The organism is Candidatus Pelagibacter ubique HTCC1062 (assembly GCF_000012345.1).
GTDB lineage: Bacteria > Pseudomonadota > Alphaproteobacteria > Pelagibacterales > Pelagibacteraceae > Pelagibacter > Pelagibacter ubiqueversans.
Genome location: NC_007205.1, coordinates 609,592 through 628,516 on the forward strand (window position 1 = coordinate 609,592; position 18,925 = coordinate 628,516).

Sequence of the window (18,925 nt, forward strand, 5' to 3'; positions counted from 1 at the left end):
TGATACAATCTTGTCATGCATTTATTCTGACGCACTAATTAATCCAACTAGGAATTTTGATTTTTAACTTGGCGTTTTTGCTTTTAAACTCATTTTCTTGATTAAAATTATCATCCAAATATTTAATTAAAGCAAAAGGATATTCATTACTTATTAAAACTTTTCCTATCTCAAAATCACCATTATAGATTAAATCATCTTGATTTATTTCTCCTTCAATTAAATAAATAGGTAATAATCTTTTTGAAAGTTTATTTTTTAATTTAATTCTTGCAGTATTCTCTTGCCCAACATAACAGCCTTTTTTAAAGTCTATTCCATTCAATTCTTCAAAGTTACATTCAATTCCAAATAGCTTATTCTGTAATTCATTCATGTTTTTTTGAGGAATTCCTAATTGATGACTCAATTTATAATATTCAGCAATTGGAGAATCTTTTAGCTCTAATTTTTTTAAAGACAGATAAAGCTTTTCTAAATTGATGATAAGCCTTGCACCTAAATCTTTATTTCTTGGGTCTAACAAGATGGAATCTTCTCTATATTTAATTGTGTTCCCAGCAATATCTTTTGATCCTTCAAATTCTAAAAATTTTTCTTTATTAAACGCAGCTACAACAAATTCGTTACTAAGATTCATAATTTCAACTTTTGATCTAAGTTTATAGACACTAAGTTGTTTGAAAAGTGCCTCTGTTTGAGATTTTTCACAGTCAATGAAGTAGCCAGACTTGTGTTTTATGATAATAAAAGCGAAAAGAAATTTTCCTTGAGGAGTTAATAGTGATGCAAAACAACTACTGTCTTCACTTACTTTATTAATGTCATTACTAATCATATTCTGTAAAAATTCTTTAGCATCTGCACCGTTTATATACAGAATTCCTCTATCTTCTAAAATGTATACATTTTGATTATTCATAATTGATTGATGTCTTAATATAATATAATTACTTTTTTCATAAATGTTAGATCTAATAATTAAAAACGGTTCTTGCTACATAGATAAAGATCTTAAAGATCAAGATATAGCAATCAAAGATGGTAAAATCATAGAAATTGGTAAAATTGATAGTGAAGCAAAAGAAGTTTTTGATGCCAAGGGATTAACTGTTTTACCAGGATGTATTGATACTCAAACTCATTTTAGGGAACCTGGATCAACTGACACAGAAGATCTTTATTCTGGAAGTAAGGCAGCAATTGTTGGAGGAATAACTAGTGTTTTTGAAATGCCAAATACTAATCCACCAACTTCTAATAAAATTGAATTTCAAAAGAAATTAGATCTTGCAAAAAATAGAATGTATTGCAACTATGCTTTTTATTTTGGCGCAACACCAGACAACGCTGATGAGTTAGCAGACTTAAAAAACTTAGAAGGATGTTGCGGAATTAAGCTTTTTGCTGGTTCTTCGACAGGAAATCTATTGGTTCAATTTGAAGAAGATATTGAGAAAGTATTTAAAAGTAGCTCTAAAGTTGTTTCAGTTCACTCTGAAGATGAAGAAATTTTAAATAGGAATAAAAAATTAATTAAAGATGGAGATGTTCACTCACATCCAATTTGGAGAAGTGAAGAATGTGCAATTTCATCGACTAGAAGAATTGTAAGAATAGCTGAGCGATATAAAAAAAAAGCACACATCCTTCATGTAACAACAAAACAAGAAATTGATTTTTTATCGCAGCACAAAGGTAACATCACATTTGAGATAACACCTCAACATCTAACAATCTATGCCCCAGATTGTTATGATAAACTTGGAACTTATGCTCAAATGAACCCACCAATAAGAGATAAGTCTCACTATGACAGGTTATGGTATGGAGTAAAAAATAATCTTAATGACACAATTGGATCTGATCATGCTCCACATTTAAAAGCAAATAAAGAAAAAAAATATCCCAATTCACCATCTGGAATGCCAGGTGTTCAGACACTTTTACCAGTTATGTTAAACCATGTTAATGATGGAAAATTAAGTTTAGAACAATTAATGAATTCTATATGTGAAAATCCAGTAAAAATTTTTGGCATTCAAGATAAAGGTTTTATTAAAGAAGGATTTGATGCAGACTTTACAATTGTTGATATGAATAAAAAAATTACAATTAAAAATGAAAATATTGAAAGTAAATGTGCTTGGTCACCTTTTGATGGGTATGAATTTAAGGGAACTCCCGTGTCAACAATTATTGCTGGCCAAATCAAAATGAGAGATGGTAAGATATTGGGAGAACCTGATGGTAAGCCTTTAAAATTTTAAATAGTTTTTATAGTAAAGCTATTTACCAGAACAACACCAGTAACAATAAAGAATAACCCTAAAACAGCCTGCCATGATAGTGATTGTTTGAAGAAAATATATCCTAATATTGCAATTGTAAATATACCAAGGCCACTCCATGTTGCATAAACAATAGCGATAGGAAGTTTATCAACCACAAATGTTAAAAGGTAAAATGAAGATAGATACAAAATTGCAAGTGTTGTGGTTGGAATTATTTTGGTAAAATTTTGTGACACGGGTAATAACATTGTTCCACCTACCTCACAAAAAATTGCAATAGTTAAAAATAAATATGTCTTTATCATTATTTAAGAATACTATTTTTCATTAAGTCTTCTTTTATCTCAGTTAAAATTGCAGGATCGTCAATAGTTGCTGGCATTTTATAATCTTCCCCATCAGCAATTTTTCTTATTGTTCCTCTTAATATTTTTCCAGATCTTGTTTTTGGCAATCTTTTAATAACAATTACAATCTTAAATGCAGCAACAGGACCAATTTTATCTCTAACCATCTGAATGCACTCTTTTGAAATTGTTGCGTGATCTTTTTCAACACCAGATTTAAGAACGACCAAACCAATTGGCAATTGTCCTTTTAGTTTATCTGCAACGCCTAATACTGCACACTCAGCAACTGATTGGTGTTCTGATAAAACTTCTTCAATTGCTCCAGTTGATAATCTATGACCTGCAACATTAATAATGTCATCTGTTCTAGACATAATCCAAATGTAACCATCTTCATCTATATGACCTGCATCATAAGTTTCATAGTAACCGTCATAGTTGGTCATATAATTATCTTTGTATCTTTTATCTGCATTCCATAATGTTGGAAAAGTCCCAGGAGGCAAAGGTAATTTTATAACTATATCTCCCATCTCATTAGGTTTTGCTAAAGTTTGATCTGGCTTCATAATTTGAACGTCATAACCAGGAACAGCCTTACAAGCTGAGCCATACTTTGTTTTCATCATTTCAATTCCTGTACAATTAGAACTAATTGCCCAACTAGTTTCAGTTTGCCACCAATGATCAATTACAGGAACTTTTAATAAATTTTCTGCCCACTTAATGGTATCTGGGTCTGCTCTTTCACCAGCTAAAAACAATGACTCAAATTTACTTAAATCATACTTGGAAAAAAATTTTCCCTCAGGGTCTTCTTTTTTAATAGCTCTAAAAGCAGTTGGTGCAGTAAAAAGTGATTTTACTTTATAATCAGAAATTATTTTCCAAAAAGCACCAGCATCAGGAGTGCCAACAGGTTTTCCTTCAAATAGTACTGTGGTGCAACCTTTAAACAAAGGAGCATAGACTATATAAGAATGACCAACTATCCAGCCAATATCACTTGCTGACCACCAGACATCATCAGTATCGATATTGTAAATATTTTTCATAGTCCATTTTAGAGCAACTATATGACCACCAATATCTCTAACTATTCCTTTTGGCACACCTGTAGTTCCTGAGGTATATAAAATATAAGCTAAATCATTTGAATTCATTTCAACACAATCTACTTCTTTTGCATTTGAAAGTGCCTCATCCCAACTGATTTCTCTTGGAGCATTTATATTTGCTTCATTTCCAGATCTTTGAAATAGGATTAATTTTTCTATCTTATGTGATGCCATTTTTATGGCCTCTTCCACTAGAGGTTTGTACTCAACAGTTCTTCCAGGTTCAAAACCACACGAAGCCGTAACTAATATTTTTGCTTTACTATCATCGATTCTGCTTGCTAATTCACTGGATGCAAAACCACCAAACACCACAGAGTGAATTGCTCCAATTCTTCCACAAGCCAACATTGCTATAACTGCCTCTGGGATCATGGGCATATAGATTATAACTCTATCTCCCTTATTAACCCCTTGGTTTTTTAAAGCTCCTGCAAATTTTGAAACCTTTTCTTTTAATTCTTTATAGGTAAACTGCTTTTTGTTGCCAGTTATGGGACTGTCATAGATTAAAGCTAATTTTTCACCTCTACCTTCATCGATATGAAGGTCTAAAGCATTATAACAGGTGTTAGTAACCCCATCTTCAAACCATTTATAAAAAGGAGGATTAGATTTATTTAGAATTTTTGTTGGTTTTTTAAACCAAAAAATATCGTTAGACACTTCTTGCCAAAAATCTTCAGGGTTTTTTATAGAGTTTTGATAAATTTCACTGAATTTTTTATTCATCTCTAATGATTCTTTATTTTGATATTTTAAGACTTATTAAATTAAAAATTGTATTAAAATTCAAAAAGTAAGTAAAATCAATACAAATTAGAGGCAATTAAACCTTCTAAAAACTTAATTATTTTGATAGTTAATCCTCAACATGACTTAAACATTTGTTTAAGTCTAGTTTATATAAACTAAAAAGTTAAAAACTAACGAAAGAGGGAGTTTTTTATGAAAAAACTAAAATTGTTTGCTCTTACAGCTGTAGCCCTAATGGGTGTTTCAGGTGTAGCAAACGCAGAAACTACACTGTTAGCTTCTGATGACTTTGTTGGAATTTCATTCTGGCTTGTGTCAATGGCGTTATTAGCGTCAACGGCATTCTTTTTTATTGAAAGAGCATCGGTTCCAGCTGGCTGGAGAGTTTCAATCACTGTTGCAGGACTAGTTACTGGTATTGCATTTATTCACTACATGTACATGAGAGATGTGTGGGTTATGACTGGTGAGTCACCAACAGTATACAGATATATTGACTGGTTAATTACAGTTCCATTATTGATGTTAGAATTCTATTTTGTTCTTGCAGCAGTAAATAAAGCAAACTCTGGAATTTTCTGGAGATTGATGATTGGTACTTTAGTAATGTTAATCGGTGGATACTTAGGAGAAGCAGGATACATCAACACTACACTTGGTTTTGTAATCGGTATGGCTGGATGGTTCTACATTCTTTATGAAGTATTCTCAGGCGAAGCAGGAAAAAATGCAGCGAAAAGTGGAAACAAGGCTCTTGTTACTGCATTTGGTGCAATGAGAATGATCGTTACAGTTGGTTGGGCTATCTACCCATTAGGTTATGTATTTGGTTACATGACTGGTGGAATGGACGCAAGCTCACTAAACGTGATTTACAACGCAGCTGACTTTTTGAACAAGATCGCTTTTGGTCTAATCATTTGGGCAGCAGCAATGTCTCAACCTGGTAGAGCTAAGTAGTTTTACTCGTTAAATAATTAGAAGAAGGGCAGGTATGTTTTTACATACTTGCCCTTTTTTTTTATCTCATTATATTTAGATATATGCCAAAGATTACATACTTAGAAGATAATGGAAAGTCTCATACCATAGAAGTCTCCAATGGATTGAGTGTAATGGAGGGCGCTGTTCAAAACGACATTCCTGGAATTGATGCTGATTGTGGTGGTGGAATGGCTTGTGCTACTTGTCATGTTTATGTCAAAGAAGAATGGTTTGACAAACTTCCAAAAAAAGAAGATGGGGAAGAAGATATGTTAGATATGGCGTTTGAACCAAAACAAAACAGTAGATTGAGTTGTCAAATATTAGTTTCAGATGAATTAGATGGACTAACAGTTAGCATTCCATCAAAACAAGGTTAAATGATTAAAACAGATGCATTAATAATTGGCGCAGGTCCAACAGGATTATTTTGTGCTCATCAACTAGGTTTAATTGGATTGAATTGTGAGATAGTTGATAATTTAGATAAAATTGGAGGCCAATGTATTGAACTTTATCCAGACAAACCAATTTATGATATTCCAGCAGTTCCAGAATGTACTGGAGAAGAATTAACTAATAATTTAATCAAACAAATAAAGCCTTTTAATATTAAATTTCATCTTAATGAAAGAGTAGAAGAAGTTAATAAAGTTAATAATAAGTGGATTGTAAAAACAAATAAAAAAAAAGAGTTTGTAACACCAAATATAATTATTGCTGGTGGTGTGGGATCATTTGAGCCAAGAAAATTTTCGCCAAAAGAATGTGAAAAATATGAAAATCGATCTTTATTTTACTCAATTAAAGATAAAACAATTTTTCAGGATAAAACAATTTCAATATTTGGAGGGGGAGATTCAGCATTAGATTGGGCAATTGAATTATCAAAAAGCTCATATGTAAACTTAATACACAGAAGAGATGAATTTACAGGAGCTCAATTGAGCATAGATAAAATTAAAGAATTAGAAAAATCTGGAAAACTAAAAATTTATACTAAATACCAATTAAACTCAGTTAAGGGAGAGCAAAATATTAAATCAATAGAAATAAAACATGACGACGAAAGTTTAAAAGAGTTAGAAACAAATTATGTTTTGGGCTTTTTTGGACTGATTATGAAGCTTGGTCCTATTGTAGACTGGGGTTTAAACTTAGATAAAAAAACAATTCCCGTTAACACAGAAAATTTTGAAACAAACCTAAATGGTATATTTGCAATCGGAGATATTTGTACCTATCCTGGAAAACTAAAATTGATACTTTCAGGATTTCATGAAGGAGCTTTAGCTGCTAGAGGATGTTTTAAATATGCTAGACCTGATGAAAAGTTAAGATTTGAATTTACTACCACATCAAAGGCGGCCCAAGAAAGACTTGGCGTTAAAAAGTGATAGAATTATTTACAGCAGATACTCCAAACGGAAAAAAAATTACAATAATGTTAGAGGAAATAGGTTGTGATTTTAAAATTACTAAAATTGATCTGTCAAAAGATGAACAATTTAAAACAGATTTTAAAAAGATAAGCCCGTTTGGAAAAATACCAGTAATTATAGATCACGAAAATGGACAGTCATTATTCGAGTCTGGAGCAATACTTATATATTTAGCAGAAAAATATAATAAATTTTATGAAACAAAAGATCGAAATGTTATAAATCAATGGTTGATGGCACAGATGGGAATTATTGGACCAATGATCGGGCAACATCATCAATTTCATCATTATAATCCTGGTAAAAGTGAATTTGGAGAAGAAAGATATTTTAAAATTACAAAAAGAATTTATAGCGAATTGGATGAAAGATTATCTTCATCAAAATACTTAGCAGGAAATGAATATACGATTGCAGATATTGCAACTTGGCCATGGATTGCAAGACATGAATGGCATGATATTGGTCTTAAAAATTATAGCAACTTAACTAGATGGTATTTAGATATTGCAAGAAGAGAAGCTGTTATTAGAGGGTACGATTTATTAAAAAACAACTCTAAGATTCCACAACCATAATAATCTTTATGAGTGTTTTGATTTCATCAATATACTTTAGTCCTGTAAAATCTTTATCTTTTACAAATATCAAATCATGTATCATTAAAAAAGATTTGGGAATTGTAAATGATAGAAGTTTTGCATTTACCAGAATTATTGACTCAAAAAAAGCTCTTATACTTGAGAAAAATCCAAGTGAAAGAAAGCTTAATAATTTCTTAACATTAAAAAATTCACCAGTTTTAAATAAATATAATTTTGAATACAAAAATAATAAATTAATTTTAAAACTTGGTGACAAGCAGCTATTATCAATAATAGCAGATGATCCAGAGCAAAAATCTATACTTGTAAATACAATACTAGAATTAGAAAATTCATTAACCAAACCAATTTTCTTATTACAAAGTAATATTGCCCCTTTCTTTGATACATCTCATTCAAATAAGATCTTTAATTCCATATCCCTTATAAATTTAAATAGTATTAAAGATTTTGAAAAAAAAATTAATCAAAAAATTGAATTAGAGAGATTTAGAGGAAATTTTTACATTGAAGGACTTGAAGCTTGGGAAGAGCGTAAATGGATTGGAAAGATTATAAAAATTAATAATATTTCTTTTAAAATAGAAAAAAATATTCCACGTTGTACTGCAGTTAATTTAAAACCTGAAACAGATATTAGTGATAAGAGTTTGCTGAAGTTATTAAAAAAAAACTACGATCATTGTGATATGGGTGTTTACTTGAGGTCTTTAGATGAAGGCAAAGTAGAAGCAGGAAATATAGTGGAATGTTAATAATAAAGAGGTTTTAGCTATCAATTTTTAAGTTTAATCATCAGCGTATACCTTTTCATCTTTTTCATGCTTTTCTTGTGCTGCAATACAAAGATGGGCAACTGGTCTAGCCATCAATCTTTTTAATCCAATTGGTTCTGCAGTTTCTGCACAAAATCCAAAAGTTTTATCTTTTATTCTTATTAAAGCTTGGTCAATTTTAGAAATTAATTTGATTTGTCTATTAATTGCTTTCATTTCTACAGTTTTATCCGTGTAAGAACTTGCTTGATCAACAATATCTGCTGAAACACTATTGTCATCCATTGACCCATTGTAAAGAGCTTCATTATTTGCTTTTACCAATTCTTTTTTCCATTCAGTAAGTTTTATCTTAAAAAAAGATAAATGCTTATCACACATATATTTTTCTGTTTCTTTTGGGATATATGTTTTTGAAATTTTAATTGGTGCCTTTACTTTGATTTCAGGTGTACTATTTTTTTTTATTACTTTAGTAGCTTTTTTGACTACAGCAGCAACTTTTTTTGTTTTAGCTGTTGGTTTTTTAGTAGATGGTTTTGAGATTTTAGGCATATGTATAAATTTAGTGGCCGGAGTATATTCAGCAATTAATACGTGTCAAGCAAGCTTAATTCATATAAAATCAATGAAATGTTAATCAATAAAAACAATATAAATAAATTGTTTTATAGTTTTCTTATAATTCATTTAATTTTATGGACATTGATTCCTACATTAACAAATAACAATTTACCACTTGATACAATTGAAGCCTTGGCTTGGGGAAGTAATTTAGATTGGGGATTTAATAAACATCCGCCAGCGAGTGCATTTTTTCCAGAAGTTATTTATCAAGTATTTGGTTCGCAGGACTGGTTTTATTATTTGTTAAGTCAATTGTTTGTAGTAACTGCATTTATTATTGTTTTTAAATTTGCTGAAGAACTTTTTAAGAATAAAACTTTAAGCTTAATATCGGTACTTCTTTTAGAGGGTATTTATTTCTATAATTTTACAACACCCGAATTTAATGTGAATGTTTGCCAATTACCTTTTTGGTCGTTGTGTGTTTATTATTCTTGGAAAATATTTGATAAAAAAGTAATAAACTTTAAACATTGTTTTTTGCTTGGAGTTTTTGCAGCCGTAGGTTTTTTATCAAAATATCTTTTTGTTTACCTTCTAATATCAATAGTTCTATTATTTTTTTATATAATTTTTGTAAAAAAATATCAAAAATTTGATTTTAAATATCTAATATCTTTTGAGGTCTTTATTGTTTTATTAATTCCTCATTTAATTTGGTTAACTAATAATGATTACATTACGATTACATATGGGCTAGCCAGAACAGGACTTGAGACTTCAAGTTTATTAGATCATATAACTTACCCTTTAATATTTTTAGGTAAACAAATAGGAATACTAATTCCATTTTTTTTAATGTCATTTTTTTTAATAAAAAAAATTAAGTTAAAAGTAACTTTAAAAGATAAGAAGCTATTGTTCTTAATATTTATTAATCTAATTCCAATTGGATTAATGTTCTTAACCTCCATGTTAACAGGGTCTAAAATAAGAACAATGTGGATGACCCCATTTTATTTATTTTTTGGTGTATTTATTATCTATATCTTTCAAGCACAAATAAATCTTAAAATGTTAAATGGGTTTATATCAATATTTTTGATCTTGTTTATTTTTTCACCCTTTGCTTATGCTTATATTTCAATTACTGAAACTGACAAAAGAACAGATTATTTAGGTAAAGAAATAGCAATTAAAACTGAATACTTATGGAAGCAAAATTATACATTGCCAATTAATGTTGTCCTTGGCGATGAATGGCATGCTGGAAATTTATCATATCACCTAAATTCTAGACCCGTTTGGGAAGGGGTGATTACAAAAGATAAGCTTAATTCATTGTCGAAATATATTTGCATTGATAATATTTGTGTAGGAAATAGATGAGCAAGATAAAAATTTTAATCCCTATATATAATGATTGGCAGTCAGCTTTTAAACTTTTAGAAGATATAGACTTACAAGTTAATGATTTAAAGCATGAATTCTCAATTATAATTGTAAACGATTGCTCTACGGAAGAAAAACCTTCCAATGATTTTAATTTTAATAACCTTACGTCTATCAAAATAATCAACATGAAAACAAATAAGGGACATGCTAGATGTAATGCGTCTGGCTTAAGATATATTGCTGAGCATGAAGATTACGATTATATAATTCCAATGGATGGAGATGGTGAAGATAGACCGGAAGAAATAACTCTTCTTATTAATAAGATAAATAATTATCCTGATAAAGTTATTACAGCTAATAGAGTAAAAAGATCTGAAGGTTCTTTCTTTAAACTTTGTTACCTTTTACACAAATATTTAACTTTTGTTTTCACCGGACAGTCTATTAAGTTTGGTAACTTTATTTGCTTACCTAAATTTGCAGTTAACAAAATGATAAAAGATAAAGCAACATGGAGTAGTTTTTCAGGTGCTGTTGCTAAACTATTTAAAGATAGAAAATCTATCCCATCAATAAGAGGTAAAAGATTTTTTGGTCCATCGAAAATGAGTTTTATTAACTTATTAAAACACTCACTATCAATTATAGCTGTTTTTAAAATGACACTATTGATTAGATCTATATTTTTTTTAATTGCTTACTTATTTTTAATTGCCAGTAATCTATCATGGATTACATTATTTCCTATTATAGGAGTTATTATTATGATGATTTCAGTAATTATACTTTCTCAGAGAGAAAGTATTTTAGAATTTGAAAACTCTTTAGAAAATATTAACAGCATAGATCAACTTAAATAGCTTTTATTATTGGTAGCGAATGAAAATTAGCTGTATCTATCTTTGAAGAGTGGTCTCTTCTCATATTCCATTTTTTATTTACTCCAGCGCTAGCTAAACTTAATGTTGATCGTCCATACTTATAATTTGTACTATCAATAGATCTCATTAAGCCTTTAATTTTCTCATCTTTTTCAGTGGAAAATAGATTTTTACTGCCACTTGAACTAACTAAACCAGTCAATGTTATGCCTGCTTTTTGATATCTGTATCCATTAATAAAGATTTCATTTAATGCAATCAAAGCAGTTTTAACTATTTCAATACTATTATTGGTAGCTATTGGAAAATCTATAGTTTTAGCATTTGAATAATACACCCCTCTATTTTGAAAAGGGCTTGTTCTAACAGACACAGTTATTGATTTTGCTATTAAAGATTCTGATCTAATTTTTTCTGAAGCATTTAAACAATAGCTTGCAACTGCCTCTTCTAACTCTTGAAACTTTTCAACTCTTGTACCAAATGATCTTGACACTACACAACTTTTTCTTTTGGAAGTTTTAGTTTCTAGTGGGATACAAGGAATACCTCTAAGTTCTAAGGCAGTTCTAGAACTTAAAACATTAGAACTTTTTTTAATCCAAGTATTTGACATATTTTTTAATTGTTTGGCATTATAAATTCCATTTTGATGATAAAATTTTGTCATCTGTTTACCAACTCCCCACACATCGTTGATATCTATTTTTTCTAATAGTGGATCAATATTTTCAATTCCTATCAAGTTTGTAACACCAGATTGTTTTTTCTTTGCTATATGATTTGCAATTTTGCTTAGTGTTTTTGTTTTAGCAATACCAATGCTAGTTGGAATTCCTGTCCATTGTAAAATAATGCTTCTAATTTCTTTTCCCACATCTTCTACTTCATCATCTGGATAATTACTCAAATCTAAAAAGGCCTCATCTACTGAATATATTTCTAATTCAGGATTAAATCTTTTTAAAGTTCTCATCACTCTTCTAGATAAATCTCCATACAAAGAATAATTTGAAGAAAATACATAAACTTTATTTTTAAGTATTATTTCTTTAGCTTTAAAGTAAGGCTCACCCATTTTAATACCAAGAAACTTTGCTTCATTCGATCTTGCAATAATGCAGCCATCATTATTCGACAATACGACAACTGGCTTATTTCTAATCTTAGGATTGAATAATCTTTCACAGGAAACATAAAATGAATTACAATCTACTAATGCTATTTTCTTAGTACGTTGAATGGATGACATAAGTCACAACCCCCCAGATAAATACTTCAGATTCATCTCCAATGATTATTTTATCTTCAATATTTTTTGAACCTGATGTTAAAAATTGTCCATCTTTAGATCTAACAAAACTTTTAACAACTAACTCATCGTGAACATTTGCAACCACTGTTGAAAAATTTTTAGGTTTTAAGCTTCTATCAATAACTAATAAGTCACCATCATAAATACCAACATCAGTCATCGATTTTCCCTGAACTCTAATGATAAAAGTTGCAGGAACATTTTTGATTAAGTGAACATTAAGATCTACATCTTCTTCAATGTAATCTGTTGCAGGAGAGGGAAAGCCAGCTCCAGCTTTATGCAAGTAAAAGGGAATAGTTAATTTCATGTTCTTGTTTTGTTCTAATCTATAGACTAGTTATGCAGTACACGCAATAGGTTGTATTTTGAGTCTGTAACTGAATCAAAGGTGAATCAAAACGTGAACATTGAAACTACATTTTGTGCTCTTGTGGATAACTTCAACCAGAGATAGTTTAAGCTTCATATTAAAATGAAAAAATTTCTATCAATTGTGTTTCTTAGCTTAATTATAACTTCTAACAGTATGTCATATGAAGAAGCAAACTATGAAGTAGTGAAAAAAAATGAAGTTTATGAAATCAGGAAATATTCTGATCGTTTAGCAATTGAAACAGATATATCAAATGAAGGCAACAGTTTTAGAAAATTATTTAACTACATATCAGGTAACAATACTAAAAATGAAGAGATTAAGATGACAACACCAGTCACCCAAATGGAAAAAAAAGGAAATATGACCATGCAATTTTATTTACCTTCAAGATTTAATAAAGAAAACATACCAAGCCCGTCTAATCCAGATGTTAAAATATTAAATATTAAAGGTGGTTATTATGCAGTTATTAGATATTCAGGAAGGGCTTCTGATAAAAATTTTATTAAACATAAAAGCATTTTAGAAAATGAATTAAAAAAAGATAATATGATAATTTTGAGCCCACCTATTAAAGCAACTTACGATGGACCTTTCACGCTACCCATGAATAGAAGAAATGAAGCAATGTTTGAAATAAATATAAAAAATAAAGGAGAAATATAAATGAAAAAACTAACATGTCACTGTGGAGAAGTAGAAGCAGAAATAAACATGCCTGATAACTTAGAAAAAGTTTTAAAATGTAATTGTTCTATTTGTAAAAGAAAAGGAGCAATAATGTCTATGGTTAAGAACGAAGATTTTAAAATAATTAAAGGTGAGGATAAGTTAAAACTTTATCAATTTCATTCAAAAATTGCGAAACACTATTTTTGTTCGAACTGCGGAATTTATACACATCATAATCCAAGAGCCAATCCAGCTATGACAGGATTTAATCTTGGATGCGTAGATGAAATAAATACGTTTGAATTAGAAAATGTTGCAGTCAATGATGGACAAAATCATCCTCTAGACAATAAGTGATTTTTTTATGCAAGCAGTTAATGATTGTTTTAAAAAAGTAAAAAAAGATTGTTTTAAATTTATCTCTTCTCAAGAAACTAAGAAGGATAAATTTAAAAATAAAGATAAGATGATCAAATCCTTTTTAATACCTGTTAGTTTTTGGATAGCAAAAAAAGTTAATAAAAAAAGACCATTAATGATAGGTTTAGCTGGAGGACAAGGGTCAGGCAAAACAACTATCTCATCAATTTTAACTTTAATTTTAAAAAAATATTTTAAGTTAAATGTTTTTAAAGTTTCTATTGATGATTTTTATAAAACAAGAAAAGACAGAATATTATTGTCTAAAAATAAACACCCTTTATTAATGACAAGAGGAGTACCAGGAACTCACGATGTAGATTTAATGTTAAATTTTTTTAAACAGATTAAAGATAAAAACTTTAAAAGTTTACAAATTCCAACATTTGATAAAGCAATAGATGATAGGTGCCAAAAGAGTTTGTGGTATAAAATCAAAACAAAGCCTGATGTGGTTATTTTTGAAGGTTGGTGTGTTGGAGCAAGAGCTCAATCAAGTAGCCAACTTAAAAAACCAATTAACTCACTTGAAAAAGTTTATGATCAAGGAACTAAATGGAGAACCCATGTTAACAATCAATTAAAAACTAAATATAAAACCTTATTCAAACAATTAGATGGATTACTGTATCTAAAGGCTAAAAACTTTAGCTTATTAAGAGAATGGAGATTAAAACAGGAGCGAAAGCTCTGGGTTCAAACAAAAAACAAGAAAAACCTAAAGATTATGAGCAGTGGAGATGTGATAAACTTTATGCAGACTTATCAAAGAATTACTCAACAAATGTTTAAAGATGCGATAAAAAGCTCATCAGTTATAATGAATTTAAATAGTAATCATCAGATTGAAAAAATAAAATTTAAAAAATAATGAAAAAAATAATATTAATATCCTTAGCTATTATTCTTTTTAATGGAAAAGCTTTTTCAGTACCTTTATCAAAAGCATTGTTACAAGCGTACAATGAAAACCCGGTATTAAATGCAGAACGTGAAAATATTCAAGTTTCTAGAGAAGATGTAAAAATATCAAGAAGTGAATTTTTACCAAGTGTAACACTGTCAGGTTCTAAGAGCCAAGAAAATACAGAAAAGCTAACTGATGGAACAGGTGCTAATTCATCTTTTACTGAAGTCGATCCAAAAACTCAATCAATAAATATTGAGCAAAAATTATTCCAAGGATTTGCAGGTATAGCCAGCATGGAAAAAAGTAAAATTGGATTAACTTTAGCTGAGGCAAAACTTTTAAAAACTGAACAGGAGATTTTGTACCAAGCTATTGAAGCTTATTCAGGTTTAGTTTTTTCTGATGAAAAACTTAAGATTAATCAAGATAACGTTAACCTGTTAAAGAGGCAAGTTGAGACCAATCAAGCAAGATTAGAAAGAGGTCAAATTACTATATCTGATTTAGCACAATCTGAGTCTTCACTTGCAGGTGCGCAAGCACAATTTTTACAAGCAAAAAATGAAACAATTACAGCTAAGCTAACCTATGAAAAAATTATAGGCCCAATTGTAAATACTAATACTTTGAGCAAGAATTCAGATTTAACTTTTGAATTACCAAAAGATTTAAATGAAGCAATTGAAATTTCAAAAACAACTAATCCAAATTTAATTATTTCAAGGTTAGAGTATGAACAATCTGAACAAGATGTAACTATAGCCAGATCTGATCTATCACCGTCTGCATCTTTATCCTTTAATAGTTCAAAATCAGACAATGTAAGTTCAAGTATTGGAGAGCGTGATAAAGAAATATTAAAAGCAACTATTTCATGGCCAATTTTTAATGGTGGAAAAAATACTGCCTCATTAAATAAAAGTAAAAATTTGAAAAATAGAAAAAAATTATTATTAGATAATACCTTAAAAACAAATGATGCAAATATTGCAAGTGCATGGTCAAGCTTTCAAGTATCAAAAAGTTTATTGAATTCAGTTACTGCGCAAGTTAAAGCTGCAGAAACGGCAAACGAAGGAATAACAGTTGAATATGAAACAGGTCTTGGAAGATCTACACTTGATGTTATTCAGTCAAACTCAATTTTATTAAACTCAAAAATAAGCCTAGCAAATTCTGAAAGAAATTATTTACTTTCACAATTTAAACTTCTTCAAGCCATTGGTTTGTTGAATAGCAATTACTTAAAAATACAGTAATTAAGCCATTTTATTATAAAAAAAATAACTATTGAAAATAAGAACAAAATGTGTACATTTAAGAGACGATTCGAACACTAATTATTTAATAAAAAAGGCATAAAATGACTAAAAACAACCTAAAAGTAGTTAAATCTACAAAAGCGCAACAATCAGAAGGCAACGAAAAAAACAAAGCTTTGGACGCGGCAATGAGCCAAATTATCGATAATTTTGGAAAAGGATCAGTAATGAAACTTGGCCAAAGAAGAGCGATGGACGTCGAGTCTATTTCAACTGGATCATTAAGTTTAGATGTAGCGCTTGGAATAGGTGGTTTACCAAAAGGAAGAGTTATTGAAGTCTATGGACCAGAATCATCTGGTAAAACAACTTTAGCATTGCAAGTATTAGCAGAAGCCCAAAAAGCTGGAGGAATTTGTGCGTTTATAGATGCAGAGCATGCCTTAGATCCAATTTATGCAAAAAAACTTGGTGTAGATACTGAAGAATTATTAATTTCACAACCTGATACTGGCGAACAAGCTTTAGAAATAGCTGATACTTTAGTTAAATCAGGATCGATTTCTGTTATCGTAATTGACTCTGTTGCAGCACTAACACCTAGAGCTGAAATTGAAGGAGAAATGGGAGATCACCATGTAGGACTTCAATCAAGATTAATGAGTCAGGCTTTAAGAAAACTAACAGGTTCAATCTCAAGCACGAACACAATGATGATTTTTATTAACCAAATTAGAATGAAAATTGGGGTTATGTTTGGAAGTCCAGAGACTACATCTGGTGGAAATGCACTTAAGTTTTATTCATCTGTTAGAATGGACATTAGAAGAATTGGTGCCATTAAAAATGGAGATGAAATTATTGGTAATTCAACAAGAGTTAAAGTGGTTAAAAATAAAGTAGCACCACCATTTAAAGTTGTTGAATTTGACCTAATGTACGGCAAAGGTATTAGTAAAGTGGGTGAATTAGTTGACCTTGGTTCAAAAGCTGACATTGTTGAAAAAGCTGGAGCCTGGTATGCTTATAAAGGTGAAAAAATTGGCCAAGGAAGAGAAAATGCTAAAACTTATTTAGAGCAAAATCCTAAAATTGCAGCAGAAATTGAAATGGCAATTAGAGAAAAGGCTGGAGTGATAGCAAAAAAAATTGAAGGTAATCCACTAGATCCAGAAAAAGCAGCAAAAGATCAAATAGAGGAGCCTAAACTGGAAACAAAGGAAGAAGTAACACCTCCATCTAAAAAGAATTAGTTAAAGTCATCTTTAATTATTAAAAGGCGCTTAATTTAAGCGCCTTTTTTCCCAGACTGTTTCTAGGAATACCAACGCTTATTCAAACATACTCACACCAGATCTTTGCTTTATCTCTAAAAGTTCTAGTTATGGTTCTAGTCATCCTATAAAATCCTATAACCCAGAACCACGATCCCTAAAAGTTTTTTCATATTATTTAAATTCACTGAAGAATGCTTTTTGATTATTGGCTTCTGCTCTCATTTTATTAATGTTAGCAACTGTCATATGACATTCTAGATAAACTGTTGCTTCTGTGATTAATTTTCCTAAATCTTTATTAGTTAATTCTTTATTGTTGGGTTGTGAAAATTTTAAGCTATTTGAGTTTGCAAAGGTTTTTAACGTTGAGGATTTAATTCCAAAGTGAACACCCTGTACACCCTCTTGAACCCATGAAGCTACTGCAATTCCCACAATATTTCCTTTTTGATTCATAATAGGTCCACCACTGTTACCTGCATTTATTGAAGCATCAGTTTGGAAGTTTGAATAATTATCCCCAGCTCCTGCAAGAGCTGTCACAACCCCTTTGTGAGTTTTAATTGCAGAACTAACTTTTTTTCCTAATGGATAACCTGCTACAACTACATCTTCTAACAATGAAACATCTTCATTTGATATTGGAAAGATACTCGCTGGTTTAATATTTGTTTTTAGTATTGCTATATCGTTCATCTTATCAACAGCTAATATTTGTGCATCTATTTGATTACCCTTAAAGCTAACTTTAGTTGTATTGCAGCCATCTATAACGTGATGATTGGTAATTATATGGCCCTCACTTGAAACAAAGAATCCTGAACCTGATCCTGCAGGAACTACTTTGTTGTCATCAGGTTTTGGTTTTTGCTTTTTAGGTTCTTTCTTTTTAGGTTTTTCTGAGAAACGAACACCTTTAATAATCTCCTCTGGTTTTAAAGTTTTTTCAAATATATCCACTTCATTGTCCCAGGGATGTCTTACAAACTCAGTACCATTGAAAGAGTCTATCCAACTAGAAATTTCATATTTAAACAATAAACATCCGTCCTCTCTAATATTCTTCAATTTTGACTCTTTTTTACATTTGTCTAATGCTTTTTTTTTTGAAATTTCGAGAGACTTCCTACCCTTAAATGATGAATATATTCCATCATACACCTTCTCTGTGTTACCCTTTGATAGCTCCATATCAAAATAATTTTTATATGCTACATAATAGCTTTTTGCATAAGCATTCCCACTTAACAACAAACCTAAAACAATGATCCCTAAAAGTTTTTTCATTATTAAACGTTATCAAAAGACTCGAGAATTAACCATCTGATTTATCTCAAAAAGTTCTAGTTGTGGTTCTAGTTTATTACTTAATTTGATGAGTCTTTACGCAAATTATCTTTAATCAATTTTTTATTATCTGCATAACTAGTGTAAGCTAGTGTGAGCTAGTGTGAGGTAGTGTGTCCCTCAAGTGCATAATTTAAGCGCCTTTTTTCCCTACACTTATCTAGACATCAAA

Annotated in this window: 20 protein-coding genes; 13 read left to right on the forward strand and 7 right to left on the reverse strand. The window is 30.1% G+C overall.

From position 1 onward, the window contains the following. Window positions 1-34: 34 nt before the first annotated feature. A complete protein-coding gene (locus SAR11_RS03160) occupies window positions 35-922 on the reverse strand; it encodes a YgfZ/GcvT domain-containing protein (protein WP_011281816.1) in 888 nt (295 codons plus the stop codon). Between the two features lie 43 nt (window positions 923-965). On the opposite strand from SAR11_RS03160, the gene SAR11_RS03165 reads away from it, so the two are divergent. After that, complete coding sequence (locus SAR11_RS03165) at window positions 966-2,270, forward strand: dihydroorotase (RefSeq protein WP_011281817.1); 1,305 nt, start codon at window positions 966-968, stop codon at window positions 2,268-2,270. Here the strand turns inward: SAR11_RS03165 and SAR11_RS03170 are convergent. Together SAR11_RS03170 and SAR11_RS03175 are read right to left on the reverse strand one after the other, a co-directional pair. Next, window positions 2,267-2,599: a DMT family transporter gene (locus tag SAR11_RS03170; protein ID WP_006997281.1), complete on the reverse strand. Its 333-nt coding sequence runs from the start codon at window positions 2,597-2,599 to the stop codon at window positions 2,267-2,269. The two genes, SAR11_RS03165 and SAR11_RS03170, sit on opposite strands and share 4 nt — an antisense overlap. Then, on the reverse strand, window positions 2,599-4,494 hold the full coding sequence (locus tag SAR11_RS03175) for a propionyl-CoA synthetase (RefSeq protein ID WP_011281818.1): 1,896 nt from the start codon (window positions 4,492-4,494) through the stop codon (window positions 2,599-2,601). Before SAR11_RS03175 ends, SAR11_RS03170 begins: the two co-directional genes overlap by 1 nt. A 216-nt stretch (window positions 4,495-4,710) precedes the next feature. Between SAR11_RS03175 and SAR11_RS03180 the strand changes: the two genes are divergently transcribed. The 5 genes from SAR11_RS03180 to SAR11_RS03200 all read left to right on the forward strand — a co-directional run bounded on the left by SAR11_RS03180 (window position 4,711) and on the right by SAR11_RS03200 (window position 8,304). Continuing rightward, window positions 4,711-5,478, forward strand: a complete 768-nt coding sequence (locus tag SAR11_RS03180; protein ID WP_011281819.1) for a bacteriorhodopsin-like — start codon at window positions 4,711-4,713, stop codon at window positions 5,476-5,478. 83 nt (window positions 5,479-5,561) lie between these two features. Further along, window positions 5,562-5,882, forward strand: coding sequence for a 2Fe-2S iron-sulfur cluster-binding protein (locus tag SAR11_RS03185; protein WP_011281820.1), 321 nt, complete (start codon window positions 5,562-5,564; stop codon window positions 5,880-5,882). After that, a complete protein-coding gene (locus tag SAR11_RS03190; RefSeq protein WP_011281821.1) occupies window positions 5,883-6,899 on the forward strand; it encodes an NAD(P)/FAD-dependent oxidoreductase in 1,017 nt (338 codons plus the stop codon). Next, window positions 6,896-7,522, forward strand: a complete 627-nt coding sequence (locus tag SAR11_RS03195) for a glutathione S-transferase family protein (protein WP_011281822.1) — start codon at window positions 6,896-6,898, stop codon at window positions 7,520-7,522. The genes SAR11_RS03190 and SAR11_RS03195 overlap by 4 nt, the downstream gene beginning before the upstream one ends. An 8-nt stretch (window positions 7,523-7,530) precedes the next feature. After that, window positions 7,531-8,304, forward strand: coding sequence for an MOSC domain-containing protein (locus tag SAR11_RS03200; protein ID WP_011281823.1), 774 nt, complete (start codon window positions 7,531-7,533; stop codon window positions 8,302-8,304). 33 nt (window positions 8,305-8,337) lie between these two features. Here SAR11_RS03200 and SAR11_RS03205 read toward each other — a convergent pair whose 3' ends face one another. Beyond that, window positions 8,338-8,880, reverse strand: coding sequence for a TraR/DksA family transcriptional regulator (locus SAR11_RS03205; RefSeq protein ID WP_011281824.1), 543 nt, complete (start codon window positions 8,878-8,880; stop codon window positions 8,338-8,340). A 78-nt stretch (window positions 8,881-8,958) separates the two neighbouring features. Here SAR11_RS03205 and SAR11_RS03210 point away from each other — a divergent pair, with 78 nt between their 5' ends. Continuing rightward, the gene (locus SAR11_RS03210; RefSeq protein WP_041185805.1) at window positions 8,959-10,281 is read left to right on the forward strand and encodes a glycosyltransferase family 39 protein; all 1,323 of its coding nucleotides are present in this window, start codon (window positions 8,959-8,961) and stop codon (window positions 10,279-10,281) included. Further along, window positions 10,278-11,150 (forward strand): glycosyltransferase family 2 protein, encoded by an 873-nt coding sequence (locus SAR11_RS03215; protein ID WP_011281826.1) that lies wholly within the window; start codon window positions 10,278-10,280, stop codon window positions 11,148-11,150. The genes SAR11_RS03210 and SAR11_RS03215 overlap by 4 nt, the downstream gene beginning before the upstream one ends. On the opposite strand, the gene SAR11_RS03220 is transcribed toward SAR11_RS03215, so the two are convergent. After that, complete coding sequence (locus SAR11_RS03220; RefSeq protein ID WP_011281827.1) at window positions 11,143-12,423, reverse strand: Y-family DNA polymerase; 1,281 nt, start codon at window positions 12,421-12,423, stop codon at window positions 11,143-11,145. The two genes, SAR11_RS03215 and SAR11_RS03220, sit on opposite strands and share 8 nt — an antisense overlap. Beyond that, a complete protein-coding gene (locus SAR11_RS03225) occupies window positions 12,401-12,796 on the reverse strand; it encodes a LexA family protein (RefSeq protein WP_006997268.1) in 396 nt (131 codons plus the stop codon). Before SAR11_RS03225 ends, SAR11_RS03220 begins: the two co-directional genes overlap by 23 nt. A 165-nt stretch (window positions 12,797-12,961) precedes the next feature. Between SAR11_RS03225 and SAR11_RS03230 the strand changes: the two genes are divergently transcribed. The 5 genes from SAR11_RS03230 to recA all read left to right on the forward strand — a co-directional run bounded on the left by SAR11_RS03230 (window position 12,962) and on the right by recA (window position 17,382). Continuing rightward, window positions 12,962-13,531: an SOUL family heme-binding protein gene (locus SAR11_RS03230; RefSeq protein WP_011281828.1), complete on the forward strand. Its 570-nt coding sequence runs from the start codon at window positions 12,962-12,964 to the stop codon at window positions 13,529-13,531. Next, entirely contained in the window at window positions 13,532-13,894 is a 363-nt protein-coding gene (locus tag SAR11_RS03235; protein WP_011281829.1) for a GFA family protein, read from the forward strand. Window positions 13,895-13,901: 7 nt separating this feature from the next. After that, the gene (locus tag SAR11_RS03240; protein ID WP_027306694.1) at window positions 13,902-14,828 is read left to right on the forward strand and encodes a uridine kinase; all 927 of its coding nucleotides are present in this window, start codon (window positions 13,902-13,904) and stop codon (window positions 14,826-14,828) included. Continuing rightward, complete coding sequence (locus tag SAR11_RS03245; protein WP_011281831.1) at window positions 14,828-16,126, forward strand: TolC family outer membrane protein; 1,299 nt, start codon at window positions 14,828-14,830, stop codon at window positions 16,124-16,126. Before SAR11_RS03240 ends, SAR11_RS03245 begins: the two co-directional genes overlap by 1 nt. A gap of 104 nt (window positions 16,127-16,230) precedes the next feature. Continuing rightward, window positions 16,231-17,382, forward strand: coding sequence for a recombinase RecA (recA, locus tag SAR11_RS03250; RefSeq protein WP_011281832.1), 1,152 nt, complete (start codon window positions 16,231-16,233; stop codon window positions 17,380-17,382). 195 nt (window positions 17,383-17,577) lie between these two features. On the opposite strand, the gene SAR11_RS03255 is transcribed toward recA, so the two are convergent. Then, window positions 17,578-18,693 carry a S1C family serine protease gene (locus SAR11_RS03255; protein ID WP_011281833.1) on the reverse strand — a complete coding sequence of 372 codons (1,116 nt, stop codon included), beginning with the start codon at window positions 18,691-18,693 and terminating at the stop codon, window positions 17,578-17,580. Window positions 18,694-18,925: the final 232 nt, after the last annotated feature.